At 39.6% G+C, this 20,925-nt stretch carries 20 protein-coding genes, 1 tRNA gene and 1 pseudogene; 11 read left to right on the top strand and 11 right to left on the bottom strand.

Annotation, left to right across the window (positions count from 1 at the left end; translation table 11 throughout):
• Nucleotides 1-164 precede the first annotated feature (164 nt).
• Complete coding sequence (locus DQ356_RS05570) at nt 165-1,181, bottom strand: T9SS type A sorting domain-containing protein (protein WP_114303496.1); 1,017 nt, start codon at nt 1,179-1,181, stop codon at nt 165-167.
• A 295-nt stretch (nt 1,182-1,476) separates the two neighbouring features.
• Complete coding sequence (locus DQ356_RS05565) at nt 1,477-1,797, bottom strand: hypothetical protein (protein WP_114303495.1); 321 nt, start codon at nt 1,795-1,797, stop codon at nt 1,477-1,479.
• Nucleotides 1,798-2,115: 318 nt separating this feature from the next.
• Between DQ356_RS05565 and DQ356_RS05560 the strand changes: the two genes are divergently transcribed.
• A tRNA-Ile gene (locus DQ356_RS05560) sits at nt 2,116-2,189 on the top strand.
• Between the two features lie 387 nt (nt 2,190-2,576).
• The gene (locus DQ356_RS05555) at nt 2,577-3,254 is read left to right on the top strand and encodes a hypothetical protein (RefSeq protein ID WP_114303494.1); all 678 of its coding nucleotides are present in this window, start codon (nt 2,577-2,579) and stop codon (nt 3,252-3,254) included.
• A 346-nt stretch (nt 3,255-3,600) separates the two neighbouring features.
• On the opposite strand, the gene DQ356_RS05550 is transcribed toward DQ356_RS05555, so the two are convergent.
• Complete coding sequence (locus DQ356_RS05550; protein ID WP_114303493.1) at nt 3,601-4,230, bottom strand: AbiU2 domain-containing protein; 630 nt, start codon at nt 4,228-4,230, stop codon at nt 3,601-3,603.
• Between the two features lie 215 nt (nt 4,231-4,445).
• Here DQ356_RS05550 and DQ356_RS11455 point away from each other — a divergent pair.
• Nucleotides 4,446-4,562: pseudogene (locus DQ356_RS11455) on the top strand (IS91 family transposase); the annotation flags it as partial.
• Nucleotides 4,563-4,814: 252 nt separating this feature from the next.
• Here DQ356_RS11455 and DQ356_RS05545 read toward each other — a convergent pair.
• The 3 genes from DQ356_RS05545 to DQ356_RS05535 all read right to left on the bottom strand — a co-directional run bounded on the left by DQ356_RS05545 (nt 4,815) and on the right by DQ356_RS05535 (nt 6,905).
• Complete coding sequence (locus tag DQ356_RS05545; protein WP_114303492.1) at nt 4,815-5,855, bottom strand: alpha/beta fold hydrolase; 1,041 nt, start codon at nt 5,853-5,855, stop codon at nt 4,815-4,817.
• Between the two features lie 11 nt (nt 5,856-5,866).
• A complete protein-coding gene (locus DQ356_RS05540; protein WP_228420654.1) occupies nt 5,867-6,208 on the bottom strand; it encodes a cyclophilin-like fold protein in 342 nt (113 codons plus the stop codon).
• Nucleotides 6,209-6,335: 127 nt separating this feature from the next.
• On the bottom strand, nt 6,336-6,905 hold the full coding sequence (locus tag DQ356_RS05535; RefSeq protein WP_114303490.1) for a sugar O-acetyltransferase: 570 nt from the start codon (nt 6,903-6,905) through the stop codon (nt 6,336-6,338).
• Nucleotides 6,906-7,025: 120 nt separating this feature from the next.
• Here DQ356_RS05535 and DQ356_RS05530 point away from each other — a divergent pair, with 120 nt between their 5' ends.
• From DQ356_RS05530 to DQ356_RS05500, 6 genes are all read left to right on the top strand, one after another.
• Nucleotides 7,026-7,247, top strand: coding sequence for a hypothetical protein (locus DQ356_RS05530; RefSeq protein WP_185123770.1), 222 nt, complete (start codon nt 7,026-7,028; stop codon nt 7,245-7,247).
• Nucleotides 7,248-7,467: 220 nt separating this feature from the next.
• The gene (locus DQ356_RS05520; protein ID WP_114303489.1) at nt 7,468-7,842 is read left to right on the top strand and encodes a DUF6660 family protein; all 375 of its coding nucleotides are present in this window, start codon (nt 7,468-7,470) and stop codon (nt 7,840-7,842) included.
• Nucleotides 7,843-7,955: 113 nt separating this feature from the next.
• Nucleotides 7,956-12,284: a CusA/CzcA family heavy metal efflux RND transporter gene (locus tag DQ356_RS05515; protein WP_114303488.1), complete on the top strand. Its 4,329-nt coding sequence runs from the start codon at nt 7,956-7,958 to the stop codon at nt 12,282-12,284.
• Between the two features lie 21 nt (nt 12,285-12,305).
• Nucleotides 12,306-13,574, top strand: coding sequence for an efflux RND transporter periplasmic adaptor subunit (locus tag DQ356_RS05510; RefSeq protein ID WP_166413058.1), 1,269 nt, complete (start codon nt 12,306-12,308; stop codon nt 13,572-13,574).
• Nucleotides 13,575-13,586: 12 nt separating this feature from the next.
• Nucleotides 13,587-14,186, top strand: coding sequence for a methyltransferase family protein (locus tag DQ356_RS05505; protein WP_114303487.1), 600 nt, complete (start codon nt 13,587-13,589; stop codon nt 14,184-14,186).
• On the top strand, nt 14,183-16,294 hold the full coding sequence (locus tag DQ356_RS05500; RefSeq protein ID WP_114303486.1) for a heavy metal translocating P-type ATPase: 2,112 nt from the start codon (nt 14,183-14,185) through the stop codon (nt 16,292-16,294). The genes DQ356_RS05505 and DQ356_RS05500 overlap by 4 nt, the downstream gene beginning before the upstream one ends.
• Before the next feature lie 431 nt (nt 16,295-16,725).
• On the opposite strand, the gene DQ356_RS05495 is transcribed toward DQ356_RS05500, so the two are convergent.
• The gene (locus DQ356_RS05495) at nt 16,726-16,962 is read right to left on the bottom strand and encodes a hypothetical protein (RefSeq protein WP_126723236.1); all 237 of its coding nucleotides are present in this window, start codon (nt 16,960-16,962) and stop codon (nt 16,726-16,728) included.
• 505 nt (nt 16,963-17,467) lie between these two features.
• Here DQ356_RS05495 and DQ356_RS05490 point away from each other — a divergent pair.
• Entirely contained in the window at nt 17,468-17,893 is a 426-nt protein-coding gene (locus DQ356_RS05490) for a DUF6943 family protein (RefSeq protein ID WP_114303484.1), read from the top strand.
• Between the two features lie 258 nt (nt 17,894-18,151).
• Here the strand turns inward: DQ356_RS05490 and DQ356_RS05485 are convergent, their stop codons facing one another.
• From DQ356_RS05485 to DQ356_RS05470, 4 genes are all read right to left on the bottom strand, one after another.
• Nucleotides 18,152-18,448 carry a hypothetical protein gene (locus DQ356_RS05485; protein ID WP_114303483.1) on the bottom strand — a complete coding sequence of 99 codons (297 nt, stop codon included), beginning with the start codon at nt 18,446-18,448 and terminating at the stop codon, nt 18,152-18,154.
• Complete coding sequence (locus DQ356_RS05480; protein ID WP_114303772.1) at nt 18,438-18,701, bottom strand: hypothetical protein; 264 nt, start codon at nt 18,699-18,701, stop codon at nt 18,438-18,440. The genes DQ356_RS05485 and DQ356_RS05480 overlap by 11 nt, the downstream gene beginning before the upstream one ends.
• Before the next feature lie 12 nt (nt 18,702-18,713).
• Nucleotides 18,714-19,166 (bottom strand): DUF5675 family protein, encoded by a 453-nt coding sequence (locus tag DQ356_RS05475; protein ID WP_114303482.1) that lies wholly within the window; start codon nt 19,164-19,166, stop codon nt 18,714-18,716.
• A gap of 79 nt (nt 19,167-19,245) precedes the next feature.
• The gene (locus DQ356_RS05470; protein ID WP_114303481.1) at nt 19,246-20,049 is read right to left on the bottom strand and encodes a hypothetical protein; all 804 of its coding nucleotides are present in this window, start codon (nt 20,047-20,049) and stop codon (nt 19,246-19,248) included.
• Nucleotides 20,050-20,157: 108 nt separating this feature from the next.
• Here DQ356_RS05470 and DQ356_RS05465 point away from each other — a divergent pair, with 108 nt between their 5' ends.
• Nucleotides 20,158-20,715: a thermonuclease family protein gene (locus DQ356_RS05465; RefSeq protein ID WP_114303480.1), complete on the top strand. Its 558-nt coding sequence runs from the start codon at nt 20,158-20,160 to the stop codon at nt 20,713-20,715.
• Nucleotides 20,716-20,925: the final 210 nt, after the last annotated feature.

The following is a 20,925-nucleotide window of genomic DNA, read 5'->3' as shown; positions in this document are numbered from 1 at the left end:
TCGCTAAAAGTAAATCCATAGATAAACAAATTCTCTACTAAATAAACAGCTAACCGCTGAAAAATTAACGAATTTATTCCTTCTTCTTTCTTTTAGGATCTAATTCACAAAAAAAATCAGACGAATATTCATCTGATTTCTTTTAAAACAAGAAGCCTGAGTATTTATTTTTTAACCAGTTTAGCCGTTTTCACGACACTGCCATCGTTAATTTTCAGCAGATACGCTCCTGTGGTAAGATCTTCCACATTGTAATATTCGGCATAGCGCAAGGTTTTCATCAGTTTCCCTGTCATGTCATAGACTTCAATCGTGGTGGCAGCCCGCTGACTTTCTTTAGGCAGGTTGATTTTAAACTCACTGGCAACAGGATTGGGATACACCACTACCCTGTTGTCATACTGCAGCACTTCATTGGTTCCCAGCACTGCATAATTAATAATGAACGGAACATCCTGTGGATAATCCGGTGCAGTAGCAGGATTTCCTGTATCTATCAAAGGAGTCCAGACATTCGTGATCGCATTCAGCTGGAGTCCGTTAAATTCCGGAAGGCCCCGTGTTCCCGGGATCGTAACCGAAGGGGTAAAACCACCACTCCCCATCACAACATTCTGAAGCTGAAATTTCAACCAGTACGTTCCACTGGCCAGTGTCGTATTTGCAGTTCCGGTGGTCTTCCAGATTTTTCTGGTCGTTCCTACTGCAGAACCCGGAGGCGGCGTGGTAGAATTAAATATTCTGTACATCATCGCATCCGTGCTTGTGGTAAACCTGTTGGTGGTAGCATCACCAAAAACGGATACCGCTCCCGCCACAGAGGGATCGGAACTGAATATTTGCAACCGCAGCGTATTGAAAGGGGATGTAGATCCCACAAACCCGCTTTGATAAGCGAATACCTCTATGGAAGATATTTGCCAGGACTGACCGGCAGGAATGACAAAATCATCGGCCAGAAAGTAGCTTGCAGTTGCAGAATTGTGCGTACTCGTACTGCCGCCACTGGTATTGGATTCTGTTGTATTTCCCGTGTTAGCCTGCGCTTCAGACCATGTATACCCGGCTGGAGCATTGACTCCGCTACCTGTTACCGTGCCGGTGCTAAGCCCGCCGTTACTGTATTGCCCGAAAGCAATAAAAGGCACAATTACCAAAATAGAAAGTAATTTTGTTTTCATAACTAATATTTTAATTTCAACCAAAGTTAATAAATAAAACAATTAATCAATACATTTTTTTTACTGTTTTTAGAGAATGTTTTAAAAATTGATAATAAGGCATGCTGCTTTACTGCAGAACTATTGTATTGATCGGTAACTACGAAGAAAAACACAAAGGTTTGCGCTGACAAACGGACTATCATTGCCCGTATGTTATTTGTTGTGGCAAAGTGGGGAATTTAGTCCTGCAAATTCAATAGGTAGTGGGTACTGCGGCCGCCGGAACCGGATTTCAGGAGAGCCGCTCTTAATATTAGTCATAAAGTCCCAGAGATTCAAACCTCAGCCTGAACTGATGACATCCCGGACAGTAGTTGCCTGCAGTGGGCAGAAATGTGTCAAATGCCTGCAAGGGAGTGCAGGTACAGTTCTGGTCATGTAAGCGGGGATCGGTATAGGGTACCCATTGGGAATTGGGGGATTTGGCCAAAATATCCAGCTCTACGATTTCCGCCGTCGTCATACTGATTGCCGGTACCGTTCGTGAATGTTCAAAATCTGCCATGCCTGCGCCGAATTTAAGTTCCTTTGACTGATAACCACAGCCGCAAGTTGCTTTGATGATTTCGCCCATTCGTGATGATTTTAAAGTGAATTTTAAAGATAGCTTTTTTTTTGGAATTGCAGGCTTTAATGTTCCGTTACTGTAAAGAGGATTGGCACTTATGCTTTCCCATTTTTTTATTATACCGATATATCTCGCAACAACAGTAATTCCGCGGAATAGAATGAATGCTTCAATAAGGATTTAAAGTAAGGATCTTATTCGCAGCCGTGTCGAAGTGACGGAACTTCACAGCAGCGCTCTGGAATGGCGGAGCGGTTATTTGCTGTTCTCCGGCACGAAGTGAGGACACTTCGCGCAGCGGGGGTTTATATGCTTTTGTTTTCTGGCCTTGTAACTCATCTGGTTAGAGTCGCTGATTCATCATCAGCAAGTCCTTGGTTCGAGCCCAAGCTGGGCCACTTCAAATTCCACAACACCCGTTGCGGAATTTTTTTGTCCCCTGAACAGAAAATACCCGCGCGATAATTAGCGGGTGTATAGAACTCATTCTTCAGGAAAACTTTTCCTGCAATAGTCCGTAGGTGGGTATGTTCCTTTTCTTCATGAATTTTTATAGACCGAAGCTAAGCCATTTTCTTAGAAACTTATCCGGCAAACATCTTTTCCTGCTCTATATGGCATTCTAAAGCTTTTTATTGAACTTCCCAGACACAATTACCTTTATCCTTAAATAAACGCTTGGAAAGGTTAAGGAGATATGCCTTTAAGCATACTATATCCATACTATATTCATGCTATATCCATACTATTTATTACCTTTGAGAATCACTAAAATTATCAATAACATGGCAGAGCTTATAGGTATTCTTAAATTTAAGGGAAAGATGGATGGGCTTTCGTTTTATAAAATGAACGGCAAAATTATCGTGCGGAATCCGGGTGGGTTTGACGGCGAAAAGATCCTGAAAGATGAAAAATATGTGAATGTAAGAAAAAACGCCTCTGAATTCGGGCGCTGTTCAAAATTTGGCAGAAAACTGCGGCGGGCTCTCCAGCCTTTTGTAAAGGATTTCCGTGATCCGATCGTTCACGGGAGAGTGGCGAAGATGCTTCACGACATTATGAAGCTGGATCCCGTATCTTCCAAGGGGGAGCGGACGGTGCAACTTGGGCTGCAGCATGGTGAGAGCGGGAAAATCCTTGACGATTTTGTATGGAACACCGGTGACGGAAAGAGATGCCGCTATGATTATGAAAAGCGGACGCTGTTTTTTGACCGTCTTCCTGCACGTAGTACGAAAGCGGTGGTAACGCTGCGGTTTATCAATCCTGATGAGGGGCAGGATCCGCTGGAGTTTGTGGATGCTGTTTTTGAGGTTTCGCTTCCCTGTTCTGAGTTTATTATTTCTGAGGAGGAGGGATTTGAGTCTGTGCAAGCGCATTACCTGAAATTTGCGCTGATCCGGTTTTATGACGCAGATGACTTCCTGTTGGGCGGGAAAACGGCGGTGGTAGTTGGGTAGTTTTGGGAGGTGCTGGTGTTTGGCAGCCACATGTTTTGGAAGATTTAGGTAGAGGTATTATTCGTTACTCAGCATTTGGTATCGCGGTAAAATCCAACCGCTAAAAGCTGGCTTTTGTTTTAGTTTATGACTCCACGATACAATCGTTCGGTAGCAGTGTGATCGTTGGAGGCACGAAGTGAGGACACTTCGCGCAGCTGGAGACCTTTCTGAAAGTCTCCTGTAAATCTTTAAAATCCTTCTTCGATAAACCCATAATGCCAAAAAAGCTCCCGAAGGTTCCGTTCAACAGGCTTTCATTGTTGGCTTTTCAAGTCCGACGAAATTTTATTTATTAGCTGTGATATTATTTTTTGCGATTCAATAATTTCCCAATGTCTTTTCGTTCTTCAAGTCTTTGAATATTTCTCTCGTTGAGGTTTTTCAAAATATTTTTAAGATTCCATTCCGCTGAATTTGCTACTTCGAATTCATAATGAGTGTCAAAAAACTCCCCATAGATCTCGAAAATAATATTTTGACACAAGTCAATTAAATTTTTTGTCTCATCAAGTGTAATATCATTAACTATCGTTGAATTAAATGCATCTTCGTGAGCAAATAATTTGTCACGTTGTAATTTTATATGTGAAATAACGTCTTTATGTCCTTGAATTTTATTTATTTCAGTAAGAATAAACTCTTCGTTAATTTTTAATGAGTGGAAATAATTTCCTTTCTTACATTTTGTGAGAAATTTTAGAATGTTATAGCGTTCATTATCGATGTACAGTTTGGACAATTGTAGCACAATAATTCTCCAGTAATTCACTTTGGTCAAAATGAAAAACGAGTTCTTAAATTTTAAGTCTAGTATGTAAGAAGAAGTATCTTGAGTTTTATACAATTCTCTTAACACTAGATAGGATTCTTTACAAAGAAAGAAAATCTTAACAATTTTTTCAAGATCATCCTTGAACTCGCTTCTTTTAGACATATTCTTGTAATATATTGCACGTAACTTGTATATATGTATGACAAAATCATATAATATACAAACACCGGGCGGGAGATATGTATGACAAACGTCATACTTTATTTTACCAAATATACATAATTACTTAACCGTGCGGCATTGTAAATCCTCTTTCATACTGACCCAGGAAGCATCACCCAATCGCGGTATTTGGTTTGGAGACAAACATAAAGCGCAGCGTAAATAAATGCCGGTGCTGCAAGGAGGGAAACCTGATAACCATTGCCGTTTTCGGACAGCGCGGTCCGCCACCGGAATATCTTTTCGTTATTCAACCTCTGTCTGTAAAATAACCTTTGCGGGTAAGGGAATTTATATGCTGCAGCGAAGAAAAACCGAAGAAAACACTCATAAAGGCTACCAAATGCCACAAAAAAAAGCAGTCCTTCTGAAAAAACTGCTTTGTACCTCTAAATTCTAAAAACGATAACTCCATAGACTGCCAAAAAAGCCCCCGAAGGTTCCGTTCAACAGGCTTTCATTGTTGGTTTTTCAAGCCCAACGAAAGCTTAGTTATTAGCGGGTGCCCTTCTTTTCGCTATTTTTTATTTCAAATTATTTCTAAAGAAACGCTCCAATTTGTCAAACGGAATAACCTCAATTTTGTCATAAAAATCTATGTGTACAGCGTTGGGAACGATGACTAATTCTTTTGGTTCGTTTGCATTTCCAAATGCGGTTTCACTAAAATATCTTGAATGTGCTTTCTCGCCTGCAATAATCAAAAGCGGTCGTGGCGAAATTTCTTTGATGTACGTTAAAATAGGCATATTCATAAATGATAAAGGTGTAGTTGCCATCCAAGAATTTCCTGAATTTACCGAACGTTCGTGATAGCCTCTTGGCGTGCGATAATAATCGTAATATTCTTTTATAAATTGTGGGTCATCATCTTTCGGCGCTTTATTGTATTCTGAATCGTAAGCAAATGTTCCTGCTTCTGCATCTTTCCAGCGTTGTTCGCCTAATTGTTCCAAAGTTTTTGTGCGTTGTTCTAATGTTGTTGCATCGTTATAACCTTTCGACATTACTCTGGTCATATCGTACATTGTGGAAGTAGCAACTGCTTTCACACGTTTATCGATAGCGGTTGCGTTCAAGGCAAATCCTCCGAAACCACAAATTCCGATAATGCCGATTTTTTCCCTGTCCACATTTTTTTGAAGTCCTAAAAAGTCAACTGCTGCACTGAAATCTTCGGTATTAATGTCTGGCGAAGCTAAATTTCTCGGTTCGCCACTACTTTCGCCAGTGTAAGATGGGTCAAACGCCACCACTGCAAAACCTCTTCTTGCCATTTCGTTGGCGTAAAGTCCAGAAGATTGTTCTTTTACCGCTCCAAAAGGTCCGCTGATTGCTAAAGCTGATAATTTTTCGTTTTCTGCATTTTTTGGAAGATACAAATCGCCTGAAAGCGTGATGCCATAACGGTTTTTGAAAGATACTTTTTGACGAGTAACTTTATCGCTTAATGTAAAAGTATAATGTTCTTTTGATGTATTCATTTCTTTTGAATTTTTATTTTGTGCAAATGATTGTCCGATGGTCAGCAGAAATGCGATTGCAATAATTGCTATATTTTTCATCTTATTTTTATTTAATTATTTTCAAATTTTACAACTACATTTCCATTGCCCAATGCCGTTGCAAGTCCGGTTGGGTTGTCAACATAGCCAAGCTTTGTATAGCTGTATGAGGTGTTGAAACTTTTGTAAAACAACACCAATGTATTACTTCCATAAAGCGTTAAATCGCCTACTTTAATATCGCCACCAACGGAAGCATTTATGGGAAGTGGATTGGGCAAATCGAAGTACTTTTCGTTGTTATTTAATTCCGTCATATTGATGGAAAGTGGAAACAGTGCTTTGAACGCATTTGCACTTGGATTATCATACAAAGTTGCGATAAAAACTGTGGTGCCAACTGTAATTTTCATTTTAGTAGTTGAAGGGTTATTATTTGTAGTGCCATTATTTTGGATTGGCGTTGTATCATCATCTTTACTGCAAGCAAAAAGAGAAATGCAAACAAAACACATTAGAATTGCTATAGCTATTTTCATTTTATATTGATTTAATTTCTTTAATAATTTTTGCAGGAATTCCACCCACCACTACATTGTCGGGAACATCTTTTGAAACCACCGAACCTGCTGCAACAACTGCGTTTTCTCCAATCGTAACACCTTGCAAAATGGTAGCATTTGCACCAATCCACGCATTTTTTTTGATGTGAATAGATTTCGGAATTAATGATTGTCTTTCGGCAGGATTTAGCGGATGACTTTCGGTAAGCAAACTCACTTTCGGGGCAATCTGTACATTGTTTTCAATGGTAATTCCACCTAAATCCAGAAAAACGCAATCGAAATTGATGAAAACATTTTTACCAATTTTCGTGTGTTTTCCGTAGTTGATGTGCAAAGGCGTAAAAACCATTACACTTTCATCGATTTCTGTTCCTGTAATTTGGCTCAAAAAACTTCTAATTTCTTCGGGTTCCGTTGCATTATTCATTTGAACTAACAACTTTTTTGTAGCAAAAGAAGCTTCACGCATTTTGTACGCTTGAGCATCGTTTGAAGAAATGGTTTCTCCGTTTTGTAATCTTTCAAAAATATCTGTTGCCTGCATTGCCTTTAATTTATAGGGCAAAGTTAAAAGTATTTTAAAGGTGTTTTGTTACATTTATAGCGCAAGTAATGTCAAATATTACCTATTTTTGTTAAAACCAATTTTTTAATTTGAATAAATATGGCAGAAAATCAAAAAGTAATCTTGTTCAAAACCGCATCAACAGCTCAGTTTCCCGATAATTTTCAAACTAGGTTTCATACCCATATTTATTGCCAAAGTGAAACGGTAAAATTTAGTTTCAATGGTCGAAAATTTCACTGCAAAAAAGGGGAATTTATTTTTTGGTTGGCTGGACTTTCAATTTCAGATTTATCTTTTTCTGCCAATTTTAAACTCTAATGATGCCGGATTGGGAAAAGAGAAAGGAAAAATTAGATACATTTCTTTAATACTACCATGATTTTTCTTGAAGGTTTTTAATGATAAATCTTCTTTAAAAGTACTGCAAACATTCAGCACATATCGCCTGAGAAAGCGTAGTATGGTTAATGGATGTTCCAGACCATATGATTCACTTCAATGGAGATAGATTTATGGCACCGAGATAATTATTTGTGATTTGTCTAAAAAACTAAATAATTTCCCCACTTTTCCGAAATTTTATTATCTTTGCACCGTGCGTTCACTTTCGTTCATATTAGCACTTTTTTTTGCCTTCCTCCTCACTGCACCCTGTAGTGATGTAGTGGCGGCACCAGGAGATAATCATACCGTAGAGCAGAACCAAAAAAAAACCGAAACACAAAAACATTCCGACAACTGCACGCCTTTTTGCACCTGCACCTGTTGTGGAGCACAATTTAGCACCACTACCGTTGCTGAGCTGCCTGTTAATATTGGAATTACCAAATATTCACAGAAGGTAGTTTCTTACACTTCCTCATTTCTGCCGGGTGCACTTTCCGGCATTTGGCAACCACCCAAAATAGGTTAATAATTTTTCCGTTGGTTTCTGCCTGCGGAACAGAGCGGCTATGTTTATAGCCACGCATTGCAGTATAATATCTGTAATGCTTATTCTCTCATTTTTAACCTAAAAAAATAAGGATGCTTAATAGAATTATAGAGTTTAGCATTAAAAACAAACTCATTGTGGGGCTCTTTACTTTGGCACTCATTATTTGGGGGCTTTATAGTGCTACAAAATTGCCCATAGATGCAGTTCCCGACATCACCAACAATCAGGTGCAGATTATTACTTCCACACCTACACTTGCAGCACAGGAAACCGAGCAGTTGGTCACATTTCCAATAGAACAAAGCCTTGCCAATATTCCCGGAATTACAGAAATGAGGTCCATTTCCAGATTTGGATTATCGGTTATTACCGTGGTTTTCAAAGAAGAAGTGGATGTGTATTTTGCAAGGCAATTAATAAACGAAAAACTGAAGGAAGCCGAAGAAAAAATTCCGCAGGGGATTGGCAAACCCGAACTTGGTCCCGTTTCTACAGGTCTTGGTGAAATATACCAATATGTATTGCACCCAAAAAAAGGAGCAGAAAACAAATATTCTCCTACAGACCTCAGAACGATGCAGGATTGGATTGTAGCACGCCAACTCTACGGAACACCCGGTGTGGCAGAAATTAACAGTTTTGGTGGCAAACTGAAACAGTATGAAGTCGCAATTAATCCCTTTCGCCTAAAAGCGATGAATGTAACCATTGCCGACATTTTTTCTTCTTTACAAAAAAACAATGAGAATACCGGAGGCGCCTATATCGACAAAAAACCCAATGCCTATTTTATACGAGGTATAGGCTTGATTTCGGGGCTTGATGATATTGCAAATACTGTCATTAAAAAAGTAAACGGAATTCCGGTGCTCATTAAGGATGTGGCACAGGTTCAGATGGGAAGTGCGGTGAGATACGGTGCATTAACCTTTAATGGCGACAAAGAAGCTGTAGGCGGTATCGTAATGATGCTGAAAGGCGAAAACTCTGCAAGAGTGGTGAGCCGCGTAAAAGAAAAAATGGAAACCATTCAAAAATCCCTTCCGCAGGATGTTGTTATTGAGGCATTTCAGGACAGAACCGATTTGGTAAACCGTGCAATCAGCACCGTAGAAAAAAACCTTGTGGAAGGTGCACTCATCGTAATCCTCGTACTTGTTCTATTTTTAGGCAATTTACGGGCAGGTCTTATCGTGGCTTCTGCTATTCCGCTTTCGATGCTTTTTGCTTTGGGATTGATGAATGTTTTCGGTGTAAGTGCAAACCTGATGAGTTTGGGTGCAATAGATTTTGGACTGATTGTGGATGGTGCCGTAATTATCGTAGAAGCAACCCTGCATTTTCTCGCAGTCCATCACGGAGGCAAAAAACTCAACCAAGCCAATATGGACAACGCCGTAGCGAAAAGTGCTAAAAAAATGATGAATTCCGCAGCATTCGGGCAGATTATTATCCTCATTGTCTATTTGCCAATTCTCTCTCTGCAAGGTATAGAAGGCAAAATGTTCCGACCAATGGCAGAAACCGTTTCCTTTGCCATTCTTGGTGCACTCATACTTTCTTTAACCTATATTCCCATGATGTCCGCTTTGTTTTTGTCTAAAAAAATTACTGACAAAAAAACTTTTGCAGACCGTATGATGGAAAAACTCCACGCTTTTTACCTGCCTTTGTTGAAGAAAGCCATCAAACTGAAATACGCTGTGGTTGCAGCAGCAGTGGCTTTACTTACAGTTGCGCTTGTAATTTTTTCACGAATGGGCGGCGAATTCATTCCGCAACTTCAGGAAGGTGATTTTGCAGTGCACTGCATTTTGCCACAGGGAACTTCATTATCACAAAGTATCGAAACTTCAATGCAGGCTTCAAAAATTTTAAAATCTTTTCCGGAAGTTATTACCGTGGTTGGCAAAACAGGTAGCGCAGAAGTCCCTACAGACCCGATGCCGCCTGAAGCGTCCGACCTTATCGTAACCCTGAAACCGAAAAAGGAATGGAAAAACAGCGGAAAATCTTATGAAGAACTGAGTGCCGAAATGATGGAAAAATTAGAAATGATACCCGGTGTTTTCTTTGAAATTTCACAACCGATCCAAATGCGTTTCAATGAGTTAATGACAGGTGTTCGTCAGGACGTAGCCATTAAGATTTTTGGTGAAAATATTGATACACTTGCAGAATTGGCTCCAAAAGTTGCTAATGTAGTTAAAACAGTGGAAGGTGCTACAGACCCGCAAATTGAGCAAACCGACGGTTTACCGCAAATAACCATTACCTACGACAGAGCAAGGCTTGCTTCCTACGGTATGAATATTGAGGATATTAATCATACAGTAAGCACTGCTTTTGCAGGCGAAAGTGCAGGTGTTGTTTTTGAAAATGAAAGAAAATTTGATTTGGTTGCACGGCTCGACAGCATCAACCGTTCATCTATTGATGATGTGAGTAATCTCTTTATTCCCGGCGAAAACGGAGTACAGATACCGCTTTCGCAGGTGGCAACAGTAGAGTTTAAAGAAGGACCCGCACAAATCAGCCGCGAAGATGGCAAACGCCGTATTGTGGTAGGTTTCAATGTTAAGGGCAGGGATGTGGAAAGTGTGGTAACCGAAATACAAAAAAAACTGAATGATGCAAAAATTCTCCCGGCAGGTTACTATTATACCTATGGCGGAACTTTCGAAAATCTAAAAGAAGCCTCCTCTCGTTTGCAGATTGCAGTTCCGGTGGCATTAGGACTTATTTTCGTCCTGCTGTTTTTTACGTTCAGAAATCTCAAAGACAGTGTTCTCATTTTTACAGCCATTCCCATGAGTGCGATTGGGGGTGTTTTTGCGTTGATGTTACGGGGAATGCCTTTCAGTATTTCGGCAGGTGTTGGTTTTATCGCACTTTTCGGTGTAGCAGTTCTCAATGGAATTGTGTTGATAAGCACTTTCAAAGATTTGCAGCAGTCGGGTGTTCATAATATCCTTCGAAGGGTAATTCAGGGAACAAGTATCCGTTTGAGACCGGTATTGATGACGGCAGCAGTGGCTTCGTTCGGATTTTTTCCGATGGCACTTTCTACAGGTAGTGGTGCCGAAGTGCAACGTCCGTTGGCAACAGTCGTTATCGGCGGTTTGGTTACGGCAACCATTCTTACGCTTTTCGTTTTGCCGTTGCTTTACATTATTTTTAATTCCAAAAATAACTTGAAAACACATCTTAAAAAATTGAAGTCCAAACCTGTAACCATCATTTCATTTTTACTGATTTTTGTTGGGGGAAGTGCCTTTGCCCAACAAAGAATTTCGCCCGAAGAAGCGGTAAATATCGCTTTCCAAAATAATCTGCAATACAGCGTAAATAATGCCCAAATCAGTAAAGCAGAAATTGAAGCCAAAGCCAAAAGAGAAATTCCCAAAACAGGTATTTTTCTTGAAAATGAGGAGATGCGTCCAAGTAAGGCGACAGGTGCATTGCAGTTGGCGGTAACACAAACCATTCAGTGGCCCGGAGTTTACAAGGCAAGAAGAAAATTTTATGAAGAACAAACCCAGTATCACAAGAAAAATAAAAACCTTTTGGACGCAGTAATTCGCAAAGAAGTAAGCGCTTCCTACTATCAGTTGTGGTATTTGCAGGAGGTGGCAAATTTGTATAGTAAGTTGGATGAATATTATACTTCCATGTATAAAGCGGCAAACCTTCGCTTCAAAACAGGTGAAGCAGCCGGTTTGGAAGCCATTGCAGCAGAAGCACGGATGAAGGAATTGCAGGCACGCCTGCAACAAAATCAGCAGGATATTAAAGCGCAGCAACAACAGTTAAGCCTTTTCCTTAATTCTTCGGAAAATTATCTTCCTTTAAAACAGTCGCTGAATAAAATAAAGACGGAAGAAATAATTTCAGACAGCATTCACCCTGCACTCGCATTGCAACAGCAGAATATTGAGATTTCGAAAGCCAATATTGAAATTCAGAAAATGCAGAACAAACCTGATTTTTCAGGACGCATATTTTCTCAAAGCATATTTGGGGTTAAAGACCCAATTACAGGATTTTCTGTGGGTGCTGAAATCCCGATTTTTGGTAAATCCGCCTATAAATCCAAAGTGGAAGCCGCAGAAGCCGATGTGAAACTGCAACAGCAGCAGTTAATTTTTCAGCAAACTGAACTATCAACAAAAAAACAAACAGCATACACCGAAATTATGAAGGCCGAAGAACTGCTGAAATATTATGAAGGAACCGGTCTCATACAGGCAGACCAAATTTTTGATGCTGCCATGTTGAGTTACCGTGCCGGTGAAATTGGCTTTTCGGAAATGTATCAGTTCTTTACACAGGCAGTAGAAATTAGAAAAAACCATTTGCAAGCCCTCAATGATTACAATCAGGCAGTCATTAATTACAACTATTATACAGGAAAATAACCGGTTAAAACTGAATTTAAAATGAAAAAATATATAGCAGTTCTATTTGCAGTTTCTCTTTTACTCTTAGGCTGCAAGAAAGAAACCCAAATCGAAAAAAACAATAGTGAAACTACGGAAGAAAGCCAACACAAAGACGAACACGAAAATCCGAATGTTGCAACCTTCACCAACGAACAGATCAATGCCATCGGGATTGAATACGGCAGTATTGAAAACAAAGAACTTACCAACTCCGTAAAAGTGAGCGGAATGCTTACAGTTCCCAACCAAAACAAAGCATTTGTAACCCCTGTTTATAGTGGTGTAGTGCGTTCGTTGTATGTGCAGCCCGGAAGTTATGTTACCCGAGGTAAGGTAATCGCAACCATTTCCAATCCCGACCTCATTCAGATGCAGCAGCAGTTACAGCAGGTGAATGCGCAAATTAAAATGGCAGAATTGGAAGTAACAAGGGCACAGCAACTTTACAAAGGAAATGCAGCACCGCTCAAAAAATTACAGCAGGCACAGACAGAACTTGCAACCTTACGCAGTCAGCGTTCAGGTTTGCAGAAACAGTTGGGCAGTATTGGTGCTTCACAGGGCTACAATTCTGTACTGTCTGTTCGTGCTCCTATTAGTGGAACAGTGAGTAAAGTCATTGCACAAATTGGCAGTAATGTAGATATGGCTTCTCCCATTGCAGAAATTGTCAACAATTCCTCACTGCATTTGGATATTTATGTGTATGAAAAAGATTTGGTTAAAGTACAACCCGGGCAAACCATTCATTTTACATTAACAAACAGTCCCGCCAAAGAATATGACGCACGCATTACCTCAATTGGAACCGCTTTTGAAGGCGACAGCAAAACCGTTCCCGTGCATGCGGATGTAACCGGAGATAAATCCGGATTAATTGATGGAATGAGCGTTACGGCGATAATCAGTCTTGATACCAAAACTACACCTTCTGTACCTACAGCATCCATAGTAAATGATAAAGGACAGGATTTTATTTTTATCGTTTCGGATGAACATACCGAGAAAGAACATACGGCAATTGCCGAAAACGAAAAAGATGAACACGGTCACACGCATTCAGAACCAAAAAATAATCAGAATAAGAAAACAGCAGGCGAAGTGACTTTTGAAAAAATTCCTGTCGCAAAAGGAACTACCGATTTGGGTTATACGCAGATTACACCTTTAAAACCAATTCCCGCCAATATAAAAGTGGTAACAAAAAACGCCTTTTTTATCTTGGCTAAAATGAATAACACCGGCGAAGAAGGACACGGACATTAAAAAATAATTTACATGAATGATTTATTAAAATACTATTTGCCAATTTTTTACTTAATTGTAATGATGTTTGTATTTGTAATTCCTACTTACAGAGTGTATAAAAAAACCGGCATTAATCCTATTACTTTCGGCAAAGAAGACAATGCTCATAACTATGTGGGAAATATTATGAAAATACTTTTAGGCACTTTGTTAGCGGTAATTATGATGTATAGTGTTGAAAGTATATACCAATATTCAGTCCCCATTTACTATTTGGAAATCAAAATAATAAGAATAGTGGGGCTTATTATTTTGCATCTTTCATTAATTTGGATAATAATCGCACAAATACAAATGAGCAATAGTTGGAGAGTGGGTATTGATGAAAAAAACAAAACAGATTTAGTTACTACAGGACTATTTTCCATCTGCAGAAATCCAATTTTTCTTGGAATGATTTTTTGTGTATTTTCCTTGTTTCTAATAATTCCAAACGCCATAACCTTTTGCATTTTCATCACAGTATACCTCATTATTCAGGTCCAAATAAGATTAGAAGAAGAATACTTGCTTAAAAGCCATGGTGAAAACTACAATAATTACAAACGTAAAACAAAAAGACTTTTATGAAAACAGAACACAAACATATTTACGACGAAAAAGGAAATCAATTGTGCTGCACTCCGCAGGAAGGTAAAATCTATACCGATGCCGGTGCTAAAAAATTGTTAGAAGATAAATGCTGCTCCACAACAGATAAAGCCTATAATAGTACAGGAAATAATTCAAAAACATCCGTAACGCATTCCGACAACGATGGACAAAAGCACGATGAACATTCCGACGAGCACGATCATAGCCACGACAATACGGGTAAATCAACACTGCAACTATTTTTACCATCCGTAATTTCTTTCGTTATTTTAATTGCGGGGCTTGCTTTAGACCATTTGGTAAAACCCGAATGGTTTAAAGATTGGCTGCGGATAGTCTGGTATATAGTTGCTTATATTCCTGTAGGATTTCCTGTTATCAAAGAAGCGTGGGAAAGTATCTTGAAAAAAGATATTTTTTCAGAGTTTTTCTTAATGACTATTGCTACAGTAGGTGCTTTTGCAATCGGTGAATATCCTGAAGGTGTTGCTGTAATGCTTTTTTATGCAGTGGGCGAAGTTTTCCAAACTCTTGCAGTGCAAAGAGCAAAAGGAAATATCAGCAAACTTTTAGACCAAAGACCGGATGAAGTAACGATTTTGGACGGCAATCAGCCAAAAAACATTAAAGCAGAAACCGCACAAATAGGACAAATTATTCAGTTGAAACCCGGTGAAAAATTAGCATTAGATGGTGAACTGATTTCTGAAACTGCTTCCTTCAATACCGCAGCATTAACAGGTGAAAGCAAACCCGATACAAAAAAGAAAGGAGATACAGTCTTGGCAGGAATGATAAATCTTAATGCTGTTTCGCAGGTAAAAATCAACACAGAATATACCAACTCCAAATTGTCAAAAATTTTGGAATTGGTTCAGAATGCTACAACACAAAAGGCAAAAACAGAACTCTTTATCCGAAAATTTGCAAAAATTTATACCCCGATTGTCGTTTTCCTTGCAGTGGCAATTTGTCTGCTGCCATATTTCTTTGTCGCAGATTACAATTTCAAAACTTGGCTTTACAGAGCGTTGGTTTTCTTGGTAATTTCCTGTCCGTGTGCATTAGTAATCTCAATTCCTTTGGGTTATTTCGGTGGAATTGGTGCCGGTAGCAGAAACGGTATTCTGTTCAAAGGAAGTAATTTTTTAGATGCTTTGGCAGAAATCAAAAATGTGGTCATGGATAAAACCGGAACAATGACAGAAGGCGTTTTCAAAGTGCAGCAGGTTTTTATGGAGCAGGGCTTTGATGAAAAAGAAATCCTGAAATACCTCAATATTATTGAAAGTAAATCCACTCACCCCATTGCAACAGCAGTTCACGAATATGTAGGTGAAATTGACCATTCCGTAAATATGGAAAATGTGGAAGAAATTTCAGGACACGGACTTAAAGGAACGGTGAACGGCAAAGAATTCCTTGCAGGAAACTTCAAACTGATGGATAAATTTTCTGTCCCTTATACTGTAGACCACAAATCTGTTGCTGATACCCTTATTGCAGTGGCTTACGGCGGAAAATTTGCCGGCTATCTTACCATTTCCGATAAGATAAAAGAAGATGCAAAAAATACCGTTGATGCATTAATAAAATTAGGCGTAAAACCTACAATGTTGAGTGGTGACAAAACGGCTGTGGTTCAGGAAGTAGCCCAAAAAATTGGAATTACCAATTATTTTGGAGATTTACTCCCCGAAGACAAAGTAAATAAAGTAAAAGAAATAAAAAGCAGGAACGAAACAGTAGCATTTGTGGGAGATGGTGTAAATGATGCTCCTGTTGTAGCATTGAGTGATGTTGGGCTTGCAATGGGCGGTTTGGGAAGCGATGCAACCATAGAAACCGCAGATGTGGTAATACAGGACGACAAACCCTCCAAAATTCCAATGGCAATCAACATTGGGAAACAGACCAAGAAAATTGTTTGGCAGAATATTATTCTTGCATTCGTAGTAAAAGGAATTGTATTAATATTGGGAGCAGGCGGTTTAGCCACAATGTGGGAAGCCGTTTTCGCCGATGTTGGTGTAGCACTTCTTGCAATCCTAAATGCGGTTAGAATACAGAATATGAAATTTTGATAAATATTAATAGCAGTCAGAAAATGATTGCTATTATTTTATTCTTTCAAAGTAAAAGATTTTTTTCCAAAATCCACGCTCTGCCACAGCAAGTTACATAATGAAAATTATACGCACTTTCCAACGCTACGGGGGGTTCCTCCATACAGTTTTGCAGGCAACCGCATTTTTCCATCGTTTCTGCAAAACTGTATTCCCTCACAACCAGCCACCAAGTGCCTATAATTTGAAATTATGTAAAATGCTTTCCTTTCCTTCGGGCAAGCCCTCAGGAGCCACCGCCTTCCAGCGGCCAGGGCAGTTATAATTTACAAGTTCTGTTCCCCAAACGAAAACCTACAAATCCCCACCAACCCTGCTAAGGATGCAGAAAAATGGTGCAGAGAGTTTCGGGATTTGGCCAGTTCCTACAGCCACTGTATTGCTTTTTTTCAGCGGAAAAGTTTAGTGGCAATACAGTCGCTTTCGTCACCACACACAGTAGTATTCCATACTGAAGAAAATTGCTTTCGCTGCCGCCATATTTTCACCACACACCAAAAACAATTCGGTTTCATAGGCAAAGGTTTGTAGTTTGTTTGTGGCGCGTGATGAAAATTCCCAAGCAAAGCATTTTCTTTCAGCATTCCATACCACTGTCTTTCCAGCCGCTTTTTCCATTCCGACACATAAGAAATATTTTAGCAAGATGACTGATTCGTAAAGCACCATTATCCTGCGAGTCTGTTTCCCCAGTTTGCCACCGCTTTCCCAAGTTCCTACAGTATATAGCCGGCATTCACTTTTCGGATTCTGAAGAACCGTTTTTCTCTGCCGTCAATACACTTCCGTCACCGCGCACAGGAGCATAGCACTGTTCCAAGTATTCACAGCACTATGCACCTGTTTTTTCCCATTCTTCCCACAGCCTTGATTACACCTCAATCGAAGATCAGGCACCAAGAAAAAAAAATAAAAAAGAAAGTAAAGGTCTGTTATCAGGAAAATGTGCTGACAATATCAAGCCGTAAACGGTTTTTTGCAAAAACTATTTCCGTGAAATAAAATACGGCAATACTTTTTGCAAAAAAATATTGCATCGCATTTTCCTTCCACACGGTCGGAGCACTTTCTTTTTTTCTTTTTTTTCTTTTGAAAAATTTTCAGCGGAGCAAAATTTTTTAAACCAAAATTATGCTTACAAACAAAGTACGCACTTACTCAGTGCATCGCGAATCGCCCGAACAGGCACTCTACATTTTAAACCGCGGCAGAAATGCCGGAAAACCACTTTTTGAACCCTGCCCGAACTGTTTTATTCTGTATGTCAGCAACACGGAAGAACTGGAAACTTACTACTGGACTTTTTACGCCTTCTGGAAAAACGGTTTCTTTCACCCGCACCTTTGCGGCTCCGTCATTGAAATGCTTCGCCTTTCAGACTTGAAAAAACTGCTTTTGCAATGGATTCAACCCGGCATTGAAAAAGCCAACAGAAACCCGGAAATGGTAAACAAAATCAAATCCACCTGGGAACTGGAGCAGAAGATAGCGCAGCAGTCCAAAGCAGTCCAGGAACTGCAAAACAGTTTAGTCCGCAGGTATTATTTAACAATGTAAATTTCAAAAACTTCCTTCGGGAAGTTTTTTTTATGAAAGAATGACCGGAAAAAAACGCGCCGACCAGCCGCCGGATGCCCTGACTAATTTTTCCACACCCTGACTTTGACTTGATTCACCCTGATTTAACCGATAAGCGCAACATAAAGCATACATATTTCGCCCCTTTATAAGAAACGGTGCAAACGGAGGAAAGCAAATAATAAAGCCGGTCTTATGAACCGGCCTGAATAATTTTCGTTGAAGATAAGCGCCTGATTAAGGCTGTTTTCCTGATTCGCTATGTTGATTTTCCGTAGAATTTTCCCGGAATTTTCGGTTTTTGTTGCCGTATTCTTCGGCACTGACTGCCGTTTGTGATACCGCGCCAATGATCGTTCCGCCCAAAAGCAAATAGCCACCGACCGCAACAACAGTTGCAGGAAGTGCAACCGGAGCAGCCACAAGAACACCGCCAACTGCTGACAAAGCCAGTCCAAGATTACGCACAATTCTGAACCATTTTGGTGTTGGTTCCAATACGCGATCCACTAAGTTTAAATTTCTATTTTTCATTGTCTTGATTTTTAATTTGATTCAACTCGATTTTATTGATTCTTTGTTCCAAATATTCAACCTTCTGATTGAGAAGATCGTAACTGTTCTTAAACTCGGTTTTGATGACCAGTGCCATTGTCTTGACCTCTGTCATATCCCTTTCCATACTTTTAAAGTCGGTGTGCAGTTGCCGGATAAAGTAGGCCACTACCGCCAAAAGAACACTGCTGGTAAAACCAAAGAACACGCTCACTGTGATTTCATTTTCCATAATGTCCATTTCTTAGAATTGAAAATTATTACTGATTTCAATCTGATTATCTTTTCCGGTAGCGGCTTCATACAGTTTTTTGTAAACCTGTTTGTAAGCGTCCACGCTTTGCAGAACCTGAAAATCGCCGTCCTTTTTGATGTAGGAAAGTCCGACAAGCGGACAACCTGCAGTCTGTTCAATCGTGTTTCCGATATGAATGTACACCGAGCTGAATGTCGGAAGATCGGCAATCTCTATCATTCCTTTGTGGATTGGTCCATATTTTGGGAAATACGTTTTGTTCATTCCTCCCCAGGTATTTAAACGGAGTTTAAAGATGCCTTCCGGAATGGCTGTTTTCTTCATAATCTTTACTTTACGGATTTTATCTTCCAGGAGAAAACACTGAAAAATGCCGTCAATGTATAAATGTGAGAGTGTAGAATTTTTGCCTTCTGCAACTCTGATGATTTTTGTTTTCATAACTGATTAAGTATTTGTGAAATAGTAAAGTGAAACAAAAAAGGCTTCCCTGTTCGGGAAGCCCTTTGAAGATTTTATCCTAAAATACTTCCTCAATTTTGAGACAGTTTCCGGAGGCAAATGGATAATAGTTTCCGTTCACTTCCTGAAAGAACTCAATGCCGATACACTGAACCACCGAAGCGTTTGCAGCCAACACAGGAGCTCCCGGAAGTGTTGCTGTAATGGTTGAACCTGCATAAGCCGCATTCAAAGGAATGTATGGAGAATAAGCGATGTTGGTTAACTCGTTGTTCACCATATCGTCCGGCTCGTAACTTCCAGTAGTTGGGTTGTAAGAAAAATCAGAAAGAACAGCCAAAGCGTTAATCAGTCTGAAGTGCGTGGATCCTGAAGGAGCAGAAATCAAATCAGCAGGATTAAACGCCGCCACGATGAAATCTGAAGAAGTTCTTCCTGCATCCGGCTCAATGTCATACGGAGCATTGAAGATCCCGGAGATAGAAAGATTCTTGTTGAACTCGAATCCAAGCAGATAATTTCTCTGTGTTGAAACTTCCACCTTTCTGTAACCTCTCGCTTCGGTTCCGTCCTCCAGGTTGATTTTCTTCATAATTGAAGTCAAACGACCTGTAACCTGAGGATCTGTAAATTTTCCCATAAGAGCAGACAGAGCCGTTCTTAATGATTTGCCGACTTTGGCGCAGCCGCCAAATTCGTTCATATTTTCCCTTGTTCTTTCGAACTCGGGCGCATTGTTCACCTGTTCAGCAGTTGGACCGCCAACCATACCGGCGAAAAATCCTTCCTGTCCTTTGATTTTGAAATGCCTAACGTCGCCGATTGTTCCGACGTATTTCATGAGGCCTTTTTGTCTTGCCATGATAATAAATATTTAAAATTGAAAAAGAATGAAAAACACTGTTGTCTAGACAGATACAAATTTCATTTATTAACTTTGAAAAAACAATAGTTAAAATACTGAAAACCAATGAAATACAGTGCAATTAGTGCAAACCATAACGAAATGGAAGGCAGCACAACAGGAAATGAAAGTCTAAAATATTTCCAAATCCCGAACAGCCATGTGGAAACTTTTTGGATCGTTGAAGAAGTCCTGGACGGAGACAGTCTGAAAGTAAAACAGGAATTCACACAGGAAAGGCGCGAAATTCGACTTTACGGCTTGGATGCACCGGAAGTTCATTTATCAAGAAAAATGCGCGAGGATGAAGCGAAAAGCCGTATTCCTGCTTCGCTTTTGCTTCAATACGGACTGATGAGTTTGGATTATGTTTTGAATGTGTGTCCACCTGGTACGAGGATCACACTCATAACCGAACTTGACAACAGAACAGATTTTTGGTTGAGAGATTTGGCGTATGTCATTCTGCCTAACGGCGAATGCCTGAATGAGCTCTTAATAAGCAATGGCTTTGCTAAAGCAAGCCAATCATATTATTGTTCTATACTTCCTGAATATCAGCAGTTAAATTTCCTTGCAAAACAGAATAAGGCGGGAATCTATCTGTTTACCGAAGTTTTTTAATTTGTTATACTTATGTTGTATCTAATTAATGAATAAGGTAAGGAAATGTAGTGTTTATGGGACTTTGCATAAAGACTTGTAATAATACAATGTTGAACTAAACCTCCGGTAGCTTTTCCCATTCACCGTTTTAGTAATTTTGTTTTTATTAAACCCTAAAAAACATATAAAATGGCTACAAAAAAAAATCTCCGGAGGAGTTAAGGACTA

Origin of the sequence: Chryseobacterium lacus, from assembly GCF_003336205.1 — a bacterium.
Lineage (GTDB): Bacteria > Bacteroidota > Bacteroidia > Flavobacteriales > Weeksellaceae > Chryseobacterium_A > Chryseobacterium_A lacus.
Note: the sequence above shows the minus strand (reverse complement) of the source record. Positions and strands in the feature narration are given on the sequence as shown.